The organism is Cyanobium gracile PCC 6307 (assembly GCF_000316515.1).
Lineage (GTDB): Bacteria > Cyanobacteriota > Cyanobacteriia > PCC-6307 > Cyanobiaceae > Cyanobium > Cyanobium gracile.
The window spans coordinates 1,588,352-1,601,742 of record NC_019675.1 but is presented as its reverse complement, the minus strand read 5'-3'; the positions used below and the strand labels follow the sequence as shown (position 1 = coordinate 1,601,742).

General features: G+C 71.9%; 19 protein-coding genes and 1 tRNA gene. 11 read left to right on the top strand and 9 right to left on the bottom strand.

Features of this window, described 5'->3' with window-relative positions:
- Nucleotides 1-64: 64 nt before the first annotated feature.
- Together CYAGR_RS07635 and psbM are read left to right on the top strand one after the other, a co-directional pair.
- Nucleotides 65-535, top strand: a complete 471-nt coding sequence (locus tag CYAGR_RS07635) for a 2Fe-2S iron-sulfur cluster-binding protein (protein ID WP_015109224.1) — start codon at nucleotides 65-67, stop codon at nucleotides 533-535.
- 27 nt (nucleotides 536-562) lie between these two features.
- Complete coding sequence (psbM, locus tag CYAGR_RS07630) at nucleotides 563-670, top strand: photosystem II reaction center protein PsbM (RefSeq protein WP_015109223.1); 108 nt, start codon at nucleotides 563-565, stop codon at nucleotides 668-670.
- 7 nt (nucleotides 671-677) lie between these two features.
- Here psbM and CYAGR_RS07625 read toward each other — a convergent pair whose 3' ends face one another.
- Entirely contained in the window at nucleotides 678-1,529 is an 852-nt protein-coding gene (locus CYAGR_RS07625) for a universal stress protein (protein ID WP_043325564.1), read from the bottom strand.
- 71 nt (nucleotides 1,530-1,600) lie between these two features.
- Here CYAGR_RS07625 and CYAGR_RS07620 point away from each other — a divergent pair, with 71 nt between their 5' ends.
- From CYAGR_RS07620 to CYAGR_RS07600, 6 genes are all read left to right on the top strand, one after another.
- Nucleotides 1,601-2,065: an acyl-CoA thioesterase gene (locus CYAGR_RS07620; protein ID WP_015109221.1), complete on the top strand. Its 465-nt coding sequence runs from the start codon at nucleotides 1,601-1,603 to the stop codon at nucleotides 2,063-2,065.
- 36 nt (nucleotides 2,066-2,101) lie between these two features.
- Complete coding sequence (locus CYAGR_RS07615; protein ID WP_015109220.1) at nucleotides 2,102-3,304, top strand: DNA-processing protein DprA; 1,203 nt, start codon at nucleotides 2,102-2,104, stop codon at nucleotides 3,302-3,304.
- A gap of 27 nt (nucleotides 3,305-3,331) precedes the next feature.
- Nucleotides 3,332-4,279, top strand: coding sequence for a peptide chain release factor N(5)-glutamine methyltransferase (gene prmC / locus CYAGR_RS07610; RefSeq protein WP_015109219.1), 948 nt, complete (start codon nucleotides 3,332-3,334; stop codon nucleotides 4,277-4,279).
- Nucleotides 4,276-4,869 carry an L-threonylcarbamoyladenylate synthase gene (locus CYAGR_RS07605; protein ID WP_015109218.1) on the top strand — a complete coding sequence of 198 codons (594 nt, stop codon included), beginning with the start codon at nucleotides 4,276-4,278 and terminating at the stop codon, nucleotides 4,867-4,869. The genes prmC and CYAGR_RS07605 overlap by 4 nt, the downstream gene beginning before the upstream one ends.
- Nucleotides 4,869-5,021, top strand: coding sequence for a hypothetical protein (locus CYAGR_RS18265; protein WP_015109217.1), 153 nt, complete (start codon nucleotides 4,869-4,871; stop codon nucleotides 5,019-5,021). The genes CYAGR_RS07605 and CYAGR_RS18265 overlap by 1 nt, the downstream gene beginning before the upstream one ends.
- 142 nt (nucleotides 5,022-5,163) lie before the next feature.
- Nucleotides 5,164-5,817 carry a TMEM165/GDT1 family protein gene (locus tag CYAGR_RS07600; RefSeq protein WP_043325561.1) on the top strand — a complete coding sequence of 218 codons (654 nt, stop codon included), beginning with the start codon at nucleotides 5,164-5,166 and terminating at the stop codon, nucleotides 5,815-5,817.
- A gap of 6 nt (nucleotides 5,818-5,823) precedes the next feature.
- On the opposite strand, the gene CYAGR_RS07595 is transcribed toward CYAGR_RS07600, so the two are convergent.
- The 5 genes from CYAGR_RS07595 to minD all read right to left on the bottom strand — a co-directional run bounded on the left by CYAGR_RS07595 (nucleotide 5,824) and on the right by minD (nucleotide 7,808).
- Nucleotides 5,824-6,159 (bottom strand): hypothetical protein, encoded by a 336-nt coding sequence (locus tag CYAGR_RS07595; protein ID WP_015109215.1) that lies wholly within the window; start codon nucleotides 6,157-6,159, stop codon nucleotides 5,824-5,826.
- A gap of 55 nt (nucleotides 6,160-6,214) precedes the next feature.
- Nucleotides 6,215-6,286, bottom strand: a tRNA-Thr gene (locus tag CYAGR_RS07590).
- 23 nt (nucleotides 6,287-6,309) lie between these two features.
- Nucleotides 6,310-6,513, bottom strand: coding sequence for a response regulator transcription factor (locus CYAGR_RS07585; protein ID WP_043325559.1), 204 nt, complete (start codon nucleotides 6,511-6,513; stop codon nucleotides 6,310-6,312).
- Nucleotides 6,514-6,573: 60 nt separating this feature from the next.
- Nucleotides 6,574-6,969 (bottom strand): cell division topological specificity factor MinE, encoded by a 396-nt coding sequence (minE, locus tag CYAGR_RS07580; protein WP_015109213.1) that lies wholly within the window; start codon nucleotides 6,967-6,969, stop codon nucleotides 6,574-6,576.
- A 5-nt stretch (nucleotides 6,970-6,974) separates the two neighbouring features.
- Nucleotides 6,975-7,808: a septum site-determining protein MinD gene (gene minD / locus CYAGR_RS07575; protein ID WP_015109212.1), complete on the bottom strand. Its 834-nt coding sequence runs from the start codon at nucleotides 7,806-7,808 to the stop codon at nucleotides 6,975-6,977.
- 90 nt (nucleotides 7,809-7,898) lie between these two features.
- Here minD and CYAGR_RS07570 point away from each other — a divergent pair, with 90 nt between their 5' ends.
- From CYAGR_RS07570 to CYAGR_RS07560, 3 genes are read left to right on the top strand one after another with little or no spacing between them, the layout of a single operon-like run.
- A complete protein-coding gene (locus CYAGR_RS07570) occupies nucleotides 7,899-8,897 on the top strand; it encodes a phospholipase D-like domain-containing protein (protein WP_015109211.1) in 999 nt (332 codons plus the stop codon).
- On the top strand, nucleotides 8,890-9,486 hold the full coding sequence (locus tag CYAGR_RS07565; RefSeq protein ID WP_015109210.1) for a chromate transporter: 597 nt from the start codon (nucleotides 8,890-8,892) through the stop codon (nucleotides 9,484-9,486). The genes CYAGR_RS07570 and CYAGR_RS07565 overlap by 8 nt, the downstream gene beginning before the upstream one ends.
- The gene (locus CYAGR_RS07560; RefSeq protein ID WP_015109209.1) at nucleotides 9,486-10,100 is read left to right on the top strand and encodes a chromate transporter; all 615 of its coding nucleotides are present in this window, start codon (nucleotides 9,486-9,488) and stop codon (nucleotides 10,098-10,100) included. Before CYAGR_RS07565 ends, CYAGR_RS07560 begins: the two co-directional genes overlap by 1 nt.
- Before the next feature lie 8 nt (nucleotides 10,101-10,108).
- Here CYAGR_RS07560 and CYAGR_RS18710 read toward each other — a convergent pair whose 3' ends face one another.
- The 3 genes from CYAGR_RS18710 to ctpZ are packed head-to-tail and all read right to left on the bottom strand — an operon-like array spanning nucleotide 10,109 to nucleotide 13,381.
- Nucleotides 10,109-10,786: a septum site-determining protein MinC gene (locus CYAGR_RS18710; protein ID WP_015109208.1), complete on the bottom strand. Its 678-nt coding sequence runs from the start codon at nucleotides 10,784-10,786 to the stop codon at nucleotides 10,109-10,111.
- 25 nt (nucleotides 10,787-10,811) lie between these two features.
- Nucleotides 10,812-12,086, bottom strand: coding sequence for an HD domain-containing protein (locus CYAGR_RS07550; RefSeq protein WP_015109207.1), 1,275 nt, complete (start codon nucleotides 12,084-12,086; stop codon nucleotides 10,812-10,814).
- Nucleotides 12,083-13,381: a carboxyl-terminal processing protease CtpZ gene (ctpZ, locus tag CYAGR_RS07545; RefSeq protein WP_015109206.1), complete on the bottom strand. Its 1,299-nt coding sequence runs from the start codon at nucleotides 13,379-13,381 to the stop codon at nucleotides 12,083-12,085. The genes CYAGR_RS07550 and ctpZ overlap by 4 nt, the downstream gene beginning before the upstream one ends.
- Nucleotides 13,382-13,391: the final 10 nt, after the last annotated feature.

Below are 13,391 nucleotides of genomic sequence, written 5' to 3'. Positions count from 1 at the left end.
GGTAACGGACCGCAACGGCGCGTCTCACAATGGGGGCCGTCGTGTGTCCCCAGGGACTTTCGCCATGCCCGTGATCCGGTTCGTTCGTGAGCAGCGCGATGTGGAGTGCTACCCGGGGGAGAATCTCCGCGAGGTCGCCCTGCGCGAGGGCATCGAGCTCTACGGCCTCAAGGGTCGGCTGGGCAACTGCGGGGGCTGCGGCCAGTGCATCACCTGCTTCGTGGAGGTGGTGGAGGGGGGCACCGCCACCGCCCTCACGGAACAGACGGCGGTGGAACAGCTCAAGCTGAGACGGCGCCCCCAGTCCTGGCGGCTGGCCTGTCAGGCCCTGGTGCAGAAGTCGGTGATGGTGCTCACCAGGCCCCAGGTGGGACTGACGGACCGGGAAGGCGATCTGGCCAGGGCCTTGGCCAAGCCCCTGCCGGAGGGGCCCACCGCCTGGCCCGCCCCTCCCGCCGCTGAGGACCCCGAGGAGGAGGCCGCTCCATCCGCAACGAGCGATGAAGGGGGCGTCCTTCCCGCCGATGGGCGGTGATACGTTCTCAGAACCTCACCAGCAGTCATGGAAACCAACGACCTCGGCTTCGTTGCCAGCCTCCTGTTCGTTCTGGTTCCCGCCGTTTTCCTGATCATTCTCTACATCCAGACGAACAGCCGCCAGGGCGGCTGAGTCGCCCTCAGCGCGCCCGTGCTTCCGGCTCCCGCACCAGCAGCACCGGAGCCGGGGCGTGCACCCGGATGTAGTCGCTGACCGAGCTGCCCAGAAGCTTGTCGAGATCCACCAGGGCCCGGGCCACCAGCGGCCTGCGGTCCTGGGAGGCAATCACTACCAGGTCCGCCTTCGCCTCCTCGACGGCGGCACACACACCGCGGGCGATGTCGCCCGTCCGATGCAGGCCTTTCATCTCCACCCCGAAGCTGCGGGCCCGCTGGATCGCCTTCTGCAACACGTCGTCCCCGGGGGTGCGCCCGCCCCGGGAGGGGGTGATGTCCTGGCGGGACACGTGCACGCCGGTGAGGCTGCCGCCGGGGATGCCCTGCACCAGCTCACAGGCCAGCCGCAGGGCGTCATCACCGACCCCGGTGCCGTCGATGGCCACCAGGACCCGGTTGATGGCCTTGACGTAGAGATCGTCCCGCACCAGCAGCATGGGCCGGGTGGAGAGCTGGAAGACGTACTGGCTGGCGCTGTTGCCCAGGATCGACTGCAGCCGGCCCAGACCCCGCGACCCCATCACGATCAGGTCGGCCTCCAGCTCATCGGCCACGTTCAGCACGGTCAGCTTGGCGTCGCCCTCCCGTACCAGGGTGTTGACCTCGCCGGGGCTGAGACCGAGACGCTCGATCGCCTCCCGGATCAGCACCTCGGCCTGCTGGCGGTGGGTCTCCAGATCCAGACCCCCCTGCTCGGGAATCACGTGCAGCAGGTTGATCCGGGCCTGACGGCAAGGGGGGATGTCCCGCAGGATGCGGACCATCTCCTCCACATGACCCTTGCCGGAATCGGCGATCAGCAGGTTGCGGAACACGGTCGTCAAAGAGGCTCTGGATCAGCCTATGGCTGATCCTGTTTCCGCACTCCCCTGTGGTGAAGACCGTGATGCAGCGCTCCGAAGAGGCCTGGTGGTGTCTGAACCGGCGGGTGCTGCCGCAGCACACCGACCACGCCGGCGTGATGTGGCACGGGGCCTACCTGGCCTGGCTGGAGGAGGCGCGCGTCGAGGCCTTGGCCCGGGCCGGGCTCCACTACAGCGACCTTTCGTCCCGGGGGCTGGAGCTGCCGGTGGTGGGCCTGCGCATCGACTACCGCCAGGCCCTGCTCCACGGTGACGCGGTCGCGATCCACAGCCGGGTGCTGCCGCGGGAGGGTGTCAAGCTTGGCTGGCAAAGCCGTTTCCTGGGCCCGGATGGGAGGCTGGCGGCCGAGGCCTGTGTCGACCTCGTGCTGGTGGATCTCTCCGGGGGCCCCTCGCAGCGGCGGCTGCAGCGGCGGCTGCCGCAGGACCTGGAGGAGGCCCTGGCGATCCTGCGGGCGGGGCCGCCCGGCACCGACGTACGCTCATAGTACGCTTGTACTGCCGAACGGACGCTGGCGCGGGCGATGGGAGATCTGGTGCAGGGAGCGTTCCCCCGCAGGGCGGCTCCGGTCTGGGACCGGCAGCAACGTCTGTGGTGGCTGCTCTGGAGCCGCTGCCCCGGCCTCGGCTGGCAACGGCTGCGGGCCCTCGAGGCCAGCTGTGGTGGGCTCGCCGCCGCCTGGGGGGCTTCCGCCGCCCAGCTGGAGTCGGTGCCGGGCCTGGGAGAGGCTCTGGTGGCGGAGGTGGAGCGCTTCCGCCGCCGCTGGGGGGCCCGGCCCCTCGAGGCCTTCGCGCCCCGGTGCCGGTTCGGCCGCGGTGTGCTCGTCCCCGGCGACCGGGGCTGGCCCGGGGGCCTGCGGCAGCTGCAGCGGCCGCCCCTGCAGCTGTGCTGGCAGGGGCGGGGCAGCCTCTGGCCCCACCTGGGCCATCGGCGCTCGGTGGCGGTGGTGGGCACCCGGCGCCCGTCCCTGCATGGCCTCTCGATGGCCCAGGCCATCGGTGCCGCTCTTGCCGAGGCGGGCTGGCCCGTTCTGAGTGGTCTGGCGGAGGGGATCGATGGGGCCGCCCATCAGGGGTGTCTGACGGCCGGAGGGGCGCCCGTGGGGGTGCTGGGCACACCGCTGGGTCGCGCCTATCCCCTCCATCACGCGCTGCTGCAGAGCCAGGTGGCCCGTCAGGGTCTGCTGGTGAGCGAGCTGGCCGAAGGGGGCGCCGTGCGCCCCGGCAGCTTCGCCGCCCGCAACCGCCTGCTGGTGGCCATGGCGGCCGCGGTGGTGGTGGTGGAGTGCCCGGTCGTCAGCGGGGCGCTGCATTCGGCCGAGCTGGCCTGGCAGCTGGAGCTGCCCCTCTGGGTGGTGCCGGCCGATGCCGGCCGGACTTCGGCCATGGGCAGCAACCGGCTGCTGGCCCGGGGGGCCACGCCCTTGCTCATCCCCGCCGACCTGATCGGCCAGCTGGGTCCCGGTCCCCTGGCCCGGTCTGGTCCCGGGTCGGGCCCGCCGGGGGATGCGGCGGCCGCGCACAGCCAGCAAGCCCACACCCGGCCGGCGGACGCCGGCGCGATGGCGGCCGAGGGGCTGCTGGCGGCGGTGGGTGGCGGCGCCAGCCTCGAGCAGCTGAGCCTGGCCCTCGATCGCCCCATGGCCGAGCTGATGCCCCGGCTGCTGGAGCTGGAGCTGGCCGGGCGGCTGCGGGCCGAGGCGGGCCTCTGCTGGCGTCCCTGCTGAGGCCTCGCCCCTGATTAGGCTCCCCCCATGGTTTCCCAGGCCGGCACCGCCCCGATCCCAGCCCCGATCTCCGCCCCCCCCGCGCCCGGGCCCGAGGCCCTGACGGTCACGGGGGCGGATCTTCTGGAGTGGCGCCGCCGCCTGCTGGCCCGGGGCGGCGCCGCCGCCGACCTCGACTGGCTGCTGGATCTGGGCGGTGGGCTGCGTTGGAGCCAGCAGCAGTCGCTCTGGTGTCACCCGCACGCCACCATCCGGCTCGATCGCCCGCTGGAGCAGCTCGAGGCCCTCTGGCGCCGGCACCGGTGCACCCACGAGCCCCTGCAGTACCTGGTGGGCCGTTGCCCCTGGCGCGACCTGGAACTGCCGGTGGCCCCCGGCGTGCTGATCCCCCGTCAGGAAACGGAGCTGCTGGTGGATCTGGCCCTGGAGCTGCGACGACAGGCCCCCCCCATCTCCTGCTGGGCCGACCTGGGCACCGGCTCCGGCTGTCTGGCCATCGCCCTGGCCCGCAGCCTGCCCACCAGCCGTGGCTTCGCCGTCGAGGCCAGCGCCGAGGCCCTGGCCCAGGCCGGCGCCAACCTCGCCCGCTGGGACCTGCAGTGCCAGGTCTCCCTGCTGCCGGGCGACTGGTGGCAGCCGCTGCAGCCCTGGTGGGGCGGGCTTGATCTGGTGGTCAGCAACCCCCCTTACATCCCCAGCGCCACCCTGGCCGGGCTGGCGCCGGTGGTGCGCGACCACGAACCCCGGCAGGCCCTCGATGGTGGTCCCGATGGGCTGACGGCCCTCCGCTCGATCGTGGCCGGGGCCCTGCAGGCTCTGGCCCCTGGCGGCCTGCTGCTGCTGGAGCACCACCACGACCAGAGCGAGGCCGTCGGCGAGCTGCTGCTTGCCGTCGGTCTGGAGCGCCCCGGGGCCCACGCCGACCTGGAGGGCCGGGCCCGCTTCGCCAGCGCCTGGAGGCCCGTGGCCCAATGAACGGACCCGCCGATCTGGCCAGGTGCCTGGCGGCCGGGGAGGCCGTCCTGTTCCCCACCGACACCCTGCCGGCCCTGGCCTGCCGGCCCGCTGTGGCGGCCCTGCTCTGGCGCCTCAAGCAACGGCCCGCCGACAAGCCCCTGATCCTGATGGGGGCCGACCTGCCCCAGCTGATCGAGGTCCTCGCGGTGCCCTGGCAGCAGGCCTGGCTGGAGCAGGCCCGGTGCAGCTGGCCCGGGGCCGTCACCCTGGTGCTGCCGATCACCGGAGCCCTCACCGACCATCTCCACCCCGGTGGCACCAGCCTCGGCCTACGCGTGCCGGCCTGCGAGCGGGCCCGGGAGCTGCTGCGCCTCAGCGGCCCACTGGCCACCACCAGCGCCAACCGCTCCGGTCAGCCTGCGGCCACCACGGCGGCGGAGGCCGCCCGCCAGTTCCCCGGGCTCGCCCGGCTGGAGCCCCTGCCCTGGCCCCCGGGGTCGGGCCAGGCCAGCACCGTCCTGGCCTGGCGGGGGGAGGAGCGCAGCGACGACCCCTGGGCCGTGCTGCGCCCCGGGGCCACCCCGGCGCCGGGCGCGGGAGGGGCCTGATGCTGCCGCTTCTGCTGGTGGTGCTGCTGGGGGTGTCCCTCAGCCACTGGCTCTTGGTGCCCCTCGTGCATCTGGCCACCCCCGTCTTCGATCTGGGCTGGCTCGGCTGGCTGCTGCTGGCCCTTGGCCTCTGGCTGTTCGCCGGCGCCTGATGGCCCCCTGCTGACGCGCCGCCGGTCCAGCGGCCACTTGGGGCCGGCCGGCACCTAGCCTCCCCACCGATTCTCCCGGCATCGCCCTTGCCCGCGGCCGGTCCCGTTGTCCAGCGCCGATGGAGGCGTGCCCGACGCCCCCATGACCCTTCCCCCCGCCGGTGATCCCGGCCTGGCCGCCTTCGGCTCCAGCCTCACGGCCATCACCCTGGCCGAGCTGGGCGACAAGACCTTCTTCATGGCCCTGATCCTGGCGGCCCGCCACCGCCCCCGCTGGGTGTTCCTGGGGGCTTTCGCCGCGCTCACCTTGGTCACCCTGCTGTCCCTGGGCATGGGTTTCGGCCTCAGGGAGTGGCTGCCCCAGGCCGTGGTTCCTTGGCTGGCGGCGGTCCTGTTTCTGGGGTTCGGCGTGAAGCTCCTGGTCGATGCCTCCGGCCTCCCGGCCGATGCGGCGACGGAGGAGGCCCACGAGGCCGAAGCGGCCATCGATGCGGCCGAGAGCGACGGCAGTGTCCGGGGTCCCGGCGCTGTGATCTGGGAGGCCTTCGTGCTGGTGTTCCTGGCCGAACTCGGAGATCGCACCCAGTTCGCCACCATCTTCCTGGCGGCGGCCCCGGCCTTCAGCTTCGCCGGCCTGCTGGCCGGCACGCTCCTGGGCCATGCCCTGGTCACCTGGCTGGCGGTGGGCGCGGGCCAGTGGATCGGCGGCCGGATCAGCGAGAGGGTCCTGTATCGCCTCAGCGGCGGCCTGTTCCTGGCCTTCGGCCTCCTGTCGATCAGGCAGGCCATCGGTTAGAGCCCCTCAGCGGCTGGCGGGCTGCTGCAGATCCCAGCGGAACAGGCCCCGCAGGGTGGGCTGCTGGAACGGTCCCTCCTCCATCGTCGGGGTGAAATCCACCTGTTCGTTGACGGGGACTGTCAGGGGGCGCTCCGGCGGGCCTACGGCCGGCAGCGTTTTGGACCCAGCCGTTGGGGCCGGGCCGCTGGGATCCACGTAGCGGGTGCGGATGCCGGGGCTCCCCAGGATCTCGGCACCGGAGCGGGCAGGCGGCAGCGGCGGTGGCGGGCCCGGTGGGACCTGGGCCAGGGCCCCCGGCAGGGCGATCAGCCCTGCCACCAGCCAGGTGTGGCACGCCATGGCCTCCCGTGCGCTGTGCCGATGGTAAGGGCGGTGGCGGCGCCCATCCCTGGCAAGCCGGCTAACGGATTTGAACCGATGGCCTTCGCTTTACAAAAGCGCTGCTCTACCACTGAGCTAAGCCGGCATGGGCCCTTGGCCCGACCCAGCCTATCCCTGGGCCAGGGCCCAGAGCAGCAGCTGGGTGCGGCTGCGGCAGCCGGTCTTGGCCAGCAGATGGGAGACATGGCTCTCCACCGTGCGCGGGCTCAGCACCAGCTGGGCGGCGATGTGGCGGTTGCTGTCGCCCCGGCGCAGCAGGTCGAGAACGCGCTGTTCCGCCGGGGTGATCGCCACCGGGAACGTTTCCGCCAAGGCCGGCCCTCGCTGCACTGCCTGCAGCGTTCCCGCCGGCCGTCGCCGGACTGTGCCGCCTCAGTCCGGATCGGCGGGGGAGGGGGCCTCGGTTGGTTCGCTGGCCAGGGGAACGGCCAGATCCTGCAGGGCGGCTTCGGCATCGGGCGCCTGGGCCATGCCCACGGCGGCGGCCGCCGCCACGAGGGCGGGCAGGGGCCGGGCCCGTTTGATCGGCAGGTTGGCCACCAGGGCGGTGACCCGGTCCTCGGTCTCCAGGCTCACGTCCCCTTCCTCCAGGTCGATCTCCACATACCGCTGCACCACCTCGAGAATCTCGCGGCGCATCTGCTCAAGCAGCTCGGGATTGAGATCGCTGCGATCGTGGGCCAGCACCAGCTGCAGCCGCTCCTTGGCCAGGGTCCCACTGGGCTTCTGGCGCCCCAGCAACCGTTGGAGGAAATCGAACAGCGTCATGGTGCTCAGAAGAGACCGGTGGTCTTGCGGATCTTGTTCATCAGCCGGGCGCGCAGGCCCCTGCGGACCTTGGAGGGATCTTCCAGAGGAACGTCCTCACCCCGCAGGCGCCGGGCGATGTTCTGGTAGGCCTTCGCGGCGGGGGACCCGTTGCCGTTGAGGGTGAGCGGCTCCCCCCGGTTGGTGGATACGATCACTTGCTCGTCCTCCACCACCAGGCCCACCAGGGGCAGGGCCAGGATGTCGGTCACGTCATCGACGCCCAGCATCTCCTGGCTGGCCATCATCTTGGGTCGCACCCGGTTCAGCACCAGCTGCACCGGTGCCACGCCCCGGGTGTTGAGCAGGCCGATCACCCGGTCCGCATCCCGCACGGCCGACACTTCCGGCGTCGTGATCACGATTGCCTCGCGGGCCGCGGCGGCGGCGTTCTTGAAGCCGTCCTCGATCCCGGCCGGGCAGTCGATGAGCACGAAATCAGCCCGCTCCGCCACCATGGCGACGATGCGCTGCATGTCCTCGGGGGTGAGCCACTCGAGCATGCGGGGATTGCCGGCGGGCAGCAGGGCCAGATTCGGTTCCTGCTTGTGCTTCACCAGGGCCTGCTCCAGCCGGCAGGTTTCGGCCAGCACCTCCTGGGCGGTGTAGACGATGCGGTTCTCGAGGCCAAGCAGCAGGTCGAGGTTGCGCAGGCCGAAATCGGCATCGAGCACCACGGTGCGCTCCCCCAGCCGGGCCAGGGCGATCCCCAGGTTGGCGGTGAGGGTCGTCTTGCCGACGCCCCCCTTGCCGGAGCAGATGAGGATGATGCGAGGGGAGGCTGACGTCACGGCGTCCACGGGCGTCGGGGCAGGCTAATCCCACCGGGCGGAACGGCTGTACCAAGGCCCTGAACTGCCGCTAGAAAGGCCCATCCCTTCCACCCTGCGATGACCACTGCCCCCCACCGGCACCAGCGGCTGCTGGTGATGCCCGACGACGGTGTGGATGCGGTGGTCGCGCTGATCGAGACCGCCGGCGAGCAGCTGCTGCTCAAGCAGTTCAAGCTGCAGTCGGTGGCGGTGGAGGAGGCCCTGCGGCGGGCCCGGGAGCGGGGGGTGGAGGTGCGGGTCATGCTCAACCCCCACACCTCCGGCGGCGACCGCTGGAACGATGAGGCCTTCGCCCGCCTCCAGGGCTGGGGCATCGAGACCGCCTGGACCAGCGAGGCTTTCCCGGTCACCCACGAGAAATCGATGGTGGTCGACCGGCACACCGCCCTGGTGGCCACCTTCAACCTGGCCGACAAGTACTTCACCGAGACCCGCGACTACGGGGTGCTCACCTACAACCCCGCCGTGGTGGCCCAGGTGATCGCCGGTTTCGAGGCCGACTGGCAGCGTCTGTTCTTCCAGCCCGACCTGGGGGTGGGGCTGGTGTGGAGCAGCGCCCACAGCCGCGGTCAGATGGCCCGCATCGTCGATGCCGCCACCCGCACCCTCTGGATCCAGCACCCCAAGTTCGTCGATGCGGTGATCCTGGAGCGGATCATCAGCGCCCGGGAGCGGGGTGTGAAGGTGCGAGTGCTGTGCGGCGGCAAGCATGGGATCAGTGACTGGGACATCTACGACACCTTCTCCTCGCTGCGGGTGATGCAGCGCTTCGGCGTCAAGGTGCGCCGGCAGCAGCGGCCCAAGCTGCACGCCAAGCTGATCCTGGTGGATGGGGCCTTCGCCCAGACCGGCTCGATGAATATCGACCGCAGTGCCTTCGATCTGCGCCGCGAACTGGGCATCGAAAGCGACGCCCCCGAAGTGGTGGCGCGGCTGCGCGAGATGTTCCAGGCCGACTGGGAGAACGCCGAGAAGTACAACGCCCCTGATCCCCTCGACCCCCGCTTTCACGAAGAAGGGGAACTGCCTCCGGACCCCCATTTCGTCCATGACTGAACCACCCGCCCCCGCCCCGACGGCCTCCCCGCCAGGCCTGGGGCAGCTGTTCACGGGCATGCTGATGGTGGCCCTCTCCGCCTTCGGCGGCGGCCTCTCGGCCTGGAGCCAGCGGATCATCGTCGAGCAGCGCCAGTGGATGAGCAACGAGGAGTTCCTCACCGGTCTCACCGTGGCCCGGCTCTTCCCCGGCCCCAACCAGATCAACATGGCCGTCTACGTCGGCACCTTCTTCCGCGGCCTGCCCGGGGCCCTGGCGGCCCTGGCCGGGATGCTGTTGGTGCCCTTCACCTTGCTGATGGCGGTCGGGCTGCTGTATTTCCAGTTCCACAGCCTGCCCGCCCTCGATCGGGTGCTGGCGGGGGTGGTGGCGGCGGCGGCGGGCATGGCCCTGTCGATGGGCTTCAAGATCCTCCATGAGTACGGAAAGGATCCGGTGGCCCTGCTGCTGGCGGCGGTCACCTTCGTGCTGATGACGTTTTTCCAAGTGCGTCTGGTGCCGCTGGTGCTGGTGGCCGGACCCCTGGCCATGGCCTGGTACTGGCCGCGCCCGTCCCATCCCGGGCCTCCGGCCGGAGAGCCGCGCTGATGGCGCCCCTGCTGCTGGCGGCCGCCGCCGAGGCGGCCAGCTGCGCCCCCATGCGCCTCAACGATCTCGGCCACCTGCTGCAGGTGATGGGCACCTTTCTCGGCCTGTCGCTGTTCTCCCTGGGGGGCGGCAACACCCTGCTGGCCGAGTATCACCACCTCAGCGTCGTCGAGTACTGCTGGCTGCGGCCCTCCCAGTTCGCCGACCTCTACGCCCTGGCCGAGGCGGCACCCGGCCCCAGCTCCATGATCGTGGGGCTGCTTGGCATGGGAGCCGGCTGGCCCGAGGGCCCTGGCTGGGCCCTGCTGAGCGCCTACGGCGCTGAGGTCGCCATCCTGCTGCCCTCCACGCTGCTGATGGTGGTGGCATGCCTGAGCTGGAACCGGCTGCGGGACTCCCCCTGGCGAGTGGCCTTCGAGCGGGGCCTGGGTCCCATCACCCTCGGCATCCTGTTCGCCGTGGGGGTCAAGATCCTCCAGACCGCCGACACCAATGCCCCCGGGGTGGTGGTGTCGCTGCTGGTGTGCGTGCTGATGCTGCGCACCCGGATCTCGCCGCTGTGGTTCATGGCGGTGGCCGGCGGGCTCGGGGCCTTCGGCCTGATCAACCGCTGATCTCCTCATCAACCGCTGAAGTCCGGTGCCGCCGGATCGATCCGGATCTCCCCCTCCACCAGCCGGGCCTGCTCCGCCAGCCCGGGCGGCGGCAGACCCTCGGGGCCCCGGGCCACCACATCGGCGATCCGCAGCTGCAGGGGCCGCAGCTGCAGGGCCACGATGCGCGTCTCCCGATTCCCGCAGACGCCGGCATGGGCGACGCCCCGCAGCCGCCCCCACACCAGCACGTTGCCGGCGGCGCTGATCCGGGCGCCGGGGTTCACATCCCCCAGCAGCAGCACCGAACCCTCCGCCTGCAGATGGTCGCCGGCGCGCATGGTGCCGCGATGCACGAGCAGATCGGGCACCGCTGCCCCCGGGGCCGCGGCGGCTGGGGCCGGCCGCCCCGGGCCCGGATCGGTGTCGAGGCCGAGGGCGGCCGCGGCCACCAGGGTTTCCGGCCGGCGGCTGGCGACCCGCACCAGTTCCAGCTGCACCGAACCCAGCAGCCCCTGCAGCTGGCGCAGGTCCGGCAGCCTCAGCAGCCAGCGGCCCGCCTCCAGCACCACGGAGCCCGCAGGCGGCTGGCGACTGCCGAGGACGTAGCGCACCTCCTCGACGGCACTGGCGGATCCCTCCTCGGCCGGCAGCCGCAGCAGGTGGGGCTGCTGACCATCGATCGCCTGGATCAGTGCGGCTGCCACGACGATGCCCAGGGGTGCAGCGAACCTAGAGGTCCCGCCGGCCGGCGTCGTCCTGCCGCCACACCGCCAGGGTCTCCCGCAGGGCGTCGCTGACCCGGGCCGGATGGATCAGCCAGGCCATGTCGACCGTCTGGCAGAGGCTGGCCACCAGGGGCGAGCGCTGCTCGAGGGCCTGCAGCCGCTGGCCGTCCCAGAGCCGCAGGCCCCCGGAATAGGGGTGATAGCCCCGGCTCTGGCGCTGCTCCAGGGCGCAGCAGCCTTCCGCCACCAGCCCGGCGCGTTCGCACAGCCCCCGTGCCACTGCCAGCAGCTCGATCCGGCCGGCCGGTGAGAGGTCGCTGACGTCGGTGGCCTTGGGCAGGCGCCGCTCCAGCAGCCGCCCGCAGGGATCGGCCAGCTCCTCGGGCCCCTCCTCCCGCCAGCGCACCAGGTGGTAGCCCGTGCGGATGTCGTCGTTGGCCAGGTAGCTCTCCAGATCGAGGAGATCCCGGTCCCAGAGCCAGCGGGCCATGGTGGCGTCCGCCCAGACCAGATCCGGGCCGAGTCTGCGGGCCACGCTGATCACCTGGTTGAGCAGCCAGTTGCAGACGATGTTGAGCCGGTGGTTGTACACGCTCCGGTACATCAGATGCCGCACCACCAGGTAGTGCTCCACCGCCATCAGGCCCCGGGGGTGGAGGGCCAGATCCCCGTCGGGCGCGAGGGTGAGGCTGGCGAGGATCCGCTCCAGATCCAGCTGGCCGTAGCGGGTGCCGGTGCTGTAGCTGTCGCGCAGCAGGTAGTCGAGCCGGTCGCAGTCCAGCTGGCTGCTCACCAGCGCCTTGATGGCCCGGCTGGGATGGCGGCCATGTTCCAGCAGGTCGGCCACCAGGGCGGCCCGGCCGGGGGCGCCGTCATCGAGCCGGTCCCGCAGGGCGGGATGGTCGCGGATCAGCCGCCCCGACCAAGTCTCGTGTCGCAGGCCGAACATCTCCTCGCCGGAGTGGCTGAGGGGCCCGTGGCCCACGTCGTGCAGCAGGGCGGCGGCATAGAGCACGTCCCGGTGCCGGGACAGGGAGGGATCGAGCCGCTCCAGCTGCTGCAGGGCCAGCCGTGCCACCGCCAGCACCCCGAGGGAATGGGTGAAGCGGCTGGACTCCGCCCCATGGAAGGTGAGGAAGGCGGGCCCCAGCTGGCGGATGCGCCGCAGCCGCTGGAAGGGGGCGGTGTCGATCAGGTCGATCACCAGTGCCTCGGCCGGATCCTGGCGATCCAGCCGGATCGCCCCATGGAGCGGATCGTGGTAAGTGCGCTGGCTCATGGCGCCGGGGCCGCCAGACCGGCGACCAGCAGCCGGGCCGCCTCCTGCAACCAGCTGTCCCCATCCCCGTCGGGCTCCAGGGGCTCGGGCTGGCTCAGGAGCACGTCCGGTTCGATGCCCTGGTTCTGGATGTCGCGACCGCTGGGGGTGAGGTAGCGGGCCACGGTCACCGCCAGGCCGCTGCCATCACTGAGGTTGATCAGGGTCTGGATCAGCCCCTTGCCGAAGGTGCGGCTGCCGGCCAGGCGTGAACGGCCACTGTCCTGCAGGGACCCGGCCAGGATCTCGCTGGCGCTGGCCGTGCCGGCGTTCACCAGGGTGAGCAGGGGGCCGCCATAGAGCTGTCCGGGACCCGCCTGCTGGCGATCGGCGATGCCGCCCCGGTCCTGGGTCTCCACGATCGGATCCCCATCGAGCAGACCATCGGCCACCGCCAGCCCGGCGGCCACCAGGCCCCCCGAGTTGTTGCGCAGATCGAGGATCAGCCCCTCGATCGGCCCGCTGCTTCCGGGGGCGGTCAGGGCGGCCAGGGCGGAGCGCACCTGCTGGGGCACCGGCTCGCTGAACTGGGTGATCCGCAGGTACCCGAGGCTGTGGCCCTCGCTGATCAGACGGTGGCTGCGCACCGGCTGCAGATCCACCTCGCGGCGATCCAGCAGCACCTCGCTCTCCTGTCCCGACGGGGTGCGCAGGGCCACGAGCACGTCGCTTCCGGCGGGTCCCCGCAGGCGGGCGGCGGTGCCCTCCAGCCCCAGCGCCTCGGCCGGGGTGCCGTCCACCCGCAGGATCTCGGTGCCCGAGACGATGCCCGCGTCGGCGGCGGGGGAGGCGTCGAGAGGAGCGATCACCACGATCCGCTGGTCCCCCGCCCGCCGGCCCAGCTGCAGCCCCACGCCGGTCACCCGTCCCTGGGTGCTGGAGCGCAGAGTGGCGAACTCCTCCGGACGCAGCATCCGGGTGTAGGGATCGTCGATGGGGGCCAGCATCGCCTCGATCGCCGCGTAGGCCTCCAGCGAACTGCTGATCGGCTGCTCCAGGGTCTTCTGGCGCAGGCGCCGCCACTGCACCGCCTCCAGCTGCCCCGGATCGACGTAGCTCTGGTTCACGAGCCGCCAGGCCTCCACCACCAGCTGCTGGGCATCGTTGAGCGCCAGCGCTGCTGCGGGCATGCCGAGCGGCAGGCACAGCAGCAGGCAGAGCCCTGTCCCCACCAGCAGCCGGAGGGGCCCCAGCCGGCGGCGCAGCCCTGTTGCAAACCATTGAGCCGGCAGGGAGCGGCGGGCCGGGTCTCTCACGGGGGGGTCA

What these genes read in the sequence shown, in the direction of transcription:
- CYAGR_RS07570 (WP_015109211.1), top strand. Translation starts at nt 7,899, where the DNA reads ATGACCACTGCCCCCCACCGGCACCAGCGGCTGCTGGTGATGCCCGAC.
- CYAGR_RS07565 (WP_015109210.1), top strand. Translation starts at nt 8,890, where the DNA reads ATGACTGAACCACCCGCCCCCGCCCCGACGGCCTCCCCGCCAGGCCTG.
- CYAGR_RS07635 (WP_015109224.1), top strand. Translation starts at nt 65, where the DNA reads ATGCCCGTGATCCGGTTCGTTCGTGAGCAGCGCGATGTGGAGTGCTAC.
- minE (WP_015109213.1), bottom strand. Translation starts at nt 6,969, where the DNA reads ATGACGCTGTTCGATTTCCTCCAACGGTTGCTGGGGCGCCAGAAGCCC.
- CYAGR_RS07615 (WP_015109220.1), top strand. Translation starts at nt 2,102, where the DNA reads ATGGGAGATCTGGTGCAGGGAGCGTTCCCCCGCAGGGCGGCTCCGGTC.
- CYAGR_RS07620 (WP_015109221.1), top strand. Translation starts at nt 1,601, where the DNA reads ATGCAGCGCTCCGAAGAGGCCTGGTGGTGTCTGAACCGGCGGGTGCTG.
- CYAGR_RS18265 (WP_015109217.1), top strand. Translation starts at nt 4,869, where the DNA reads ATGCTGCCGCTTCTGCTGGTGGTGCTGCTGGGGGTGTCCCTCAGCCAC.
- prmC (WP_015109219.1), top strand. Translation starts at nt 3,332, where the DNA reads ATGGTTTCCCAGGCCGGCACCGCCCCGATCCCAGCCCCGATCTCCGCC.
- CYAGR_RS07595 (WP_015109215.1), bottom strand. Translation starts at nt 6,159, where the DNA reads ATGGCGTGCCACACCTGGCTGGTGGCAGGGCTGATCGCCCTGCCGGGG.
- CYAGR_RS07560 (WP_015109209.1), top strand. Translation starts at nt 9,486, where the DNA reads ATGGCGCCCCTGCTGCTGGCGGCCGCCGCCGAGGCGGCCAGCTGCGCC.
- CYAGR_RS07605 (WP_015109218.1), top strand. Translation starts at nt 4,276, where the DNA reads ATGAACGGACCCGCCGATCTGGCCAGGTGCCTGGCGGCCGGGGAGGCC.
- CYAGR_RS07600 (WP_043325561.1), top strand. Translation starts at nt 5,164, where the DNA reads ATGACCCTTCCCCCCGCCGGTGATCCCGGCCTGGCCGCCTTCGGCTCC.
- psbM (WP_015109223.1), top strand. Translation starts at nt 563, where the DNA reads ATGGAAACCAACGACCTCGGCTTCGTTGCCAGCCTCCTGTTCGTTCTG.
- CYAGR_RS07550 (WP_015109207.1), bottom strand. Translation starts at nt 12,086, where the DNA reads ATGAGCCAGCGCACTTACCACGATCCGCTCCATGGGGCGATCCGGCTG.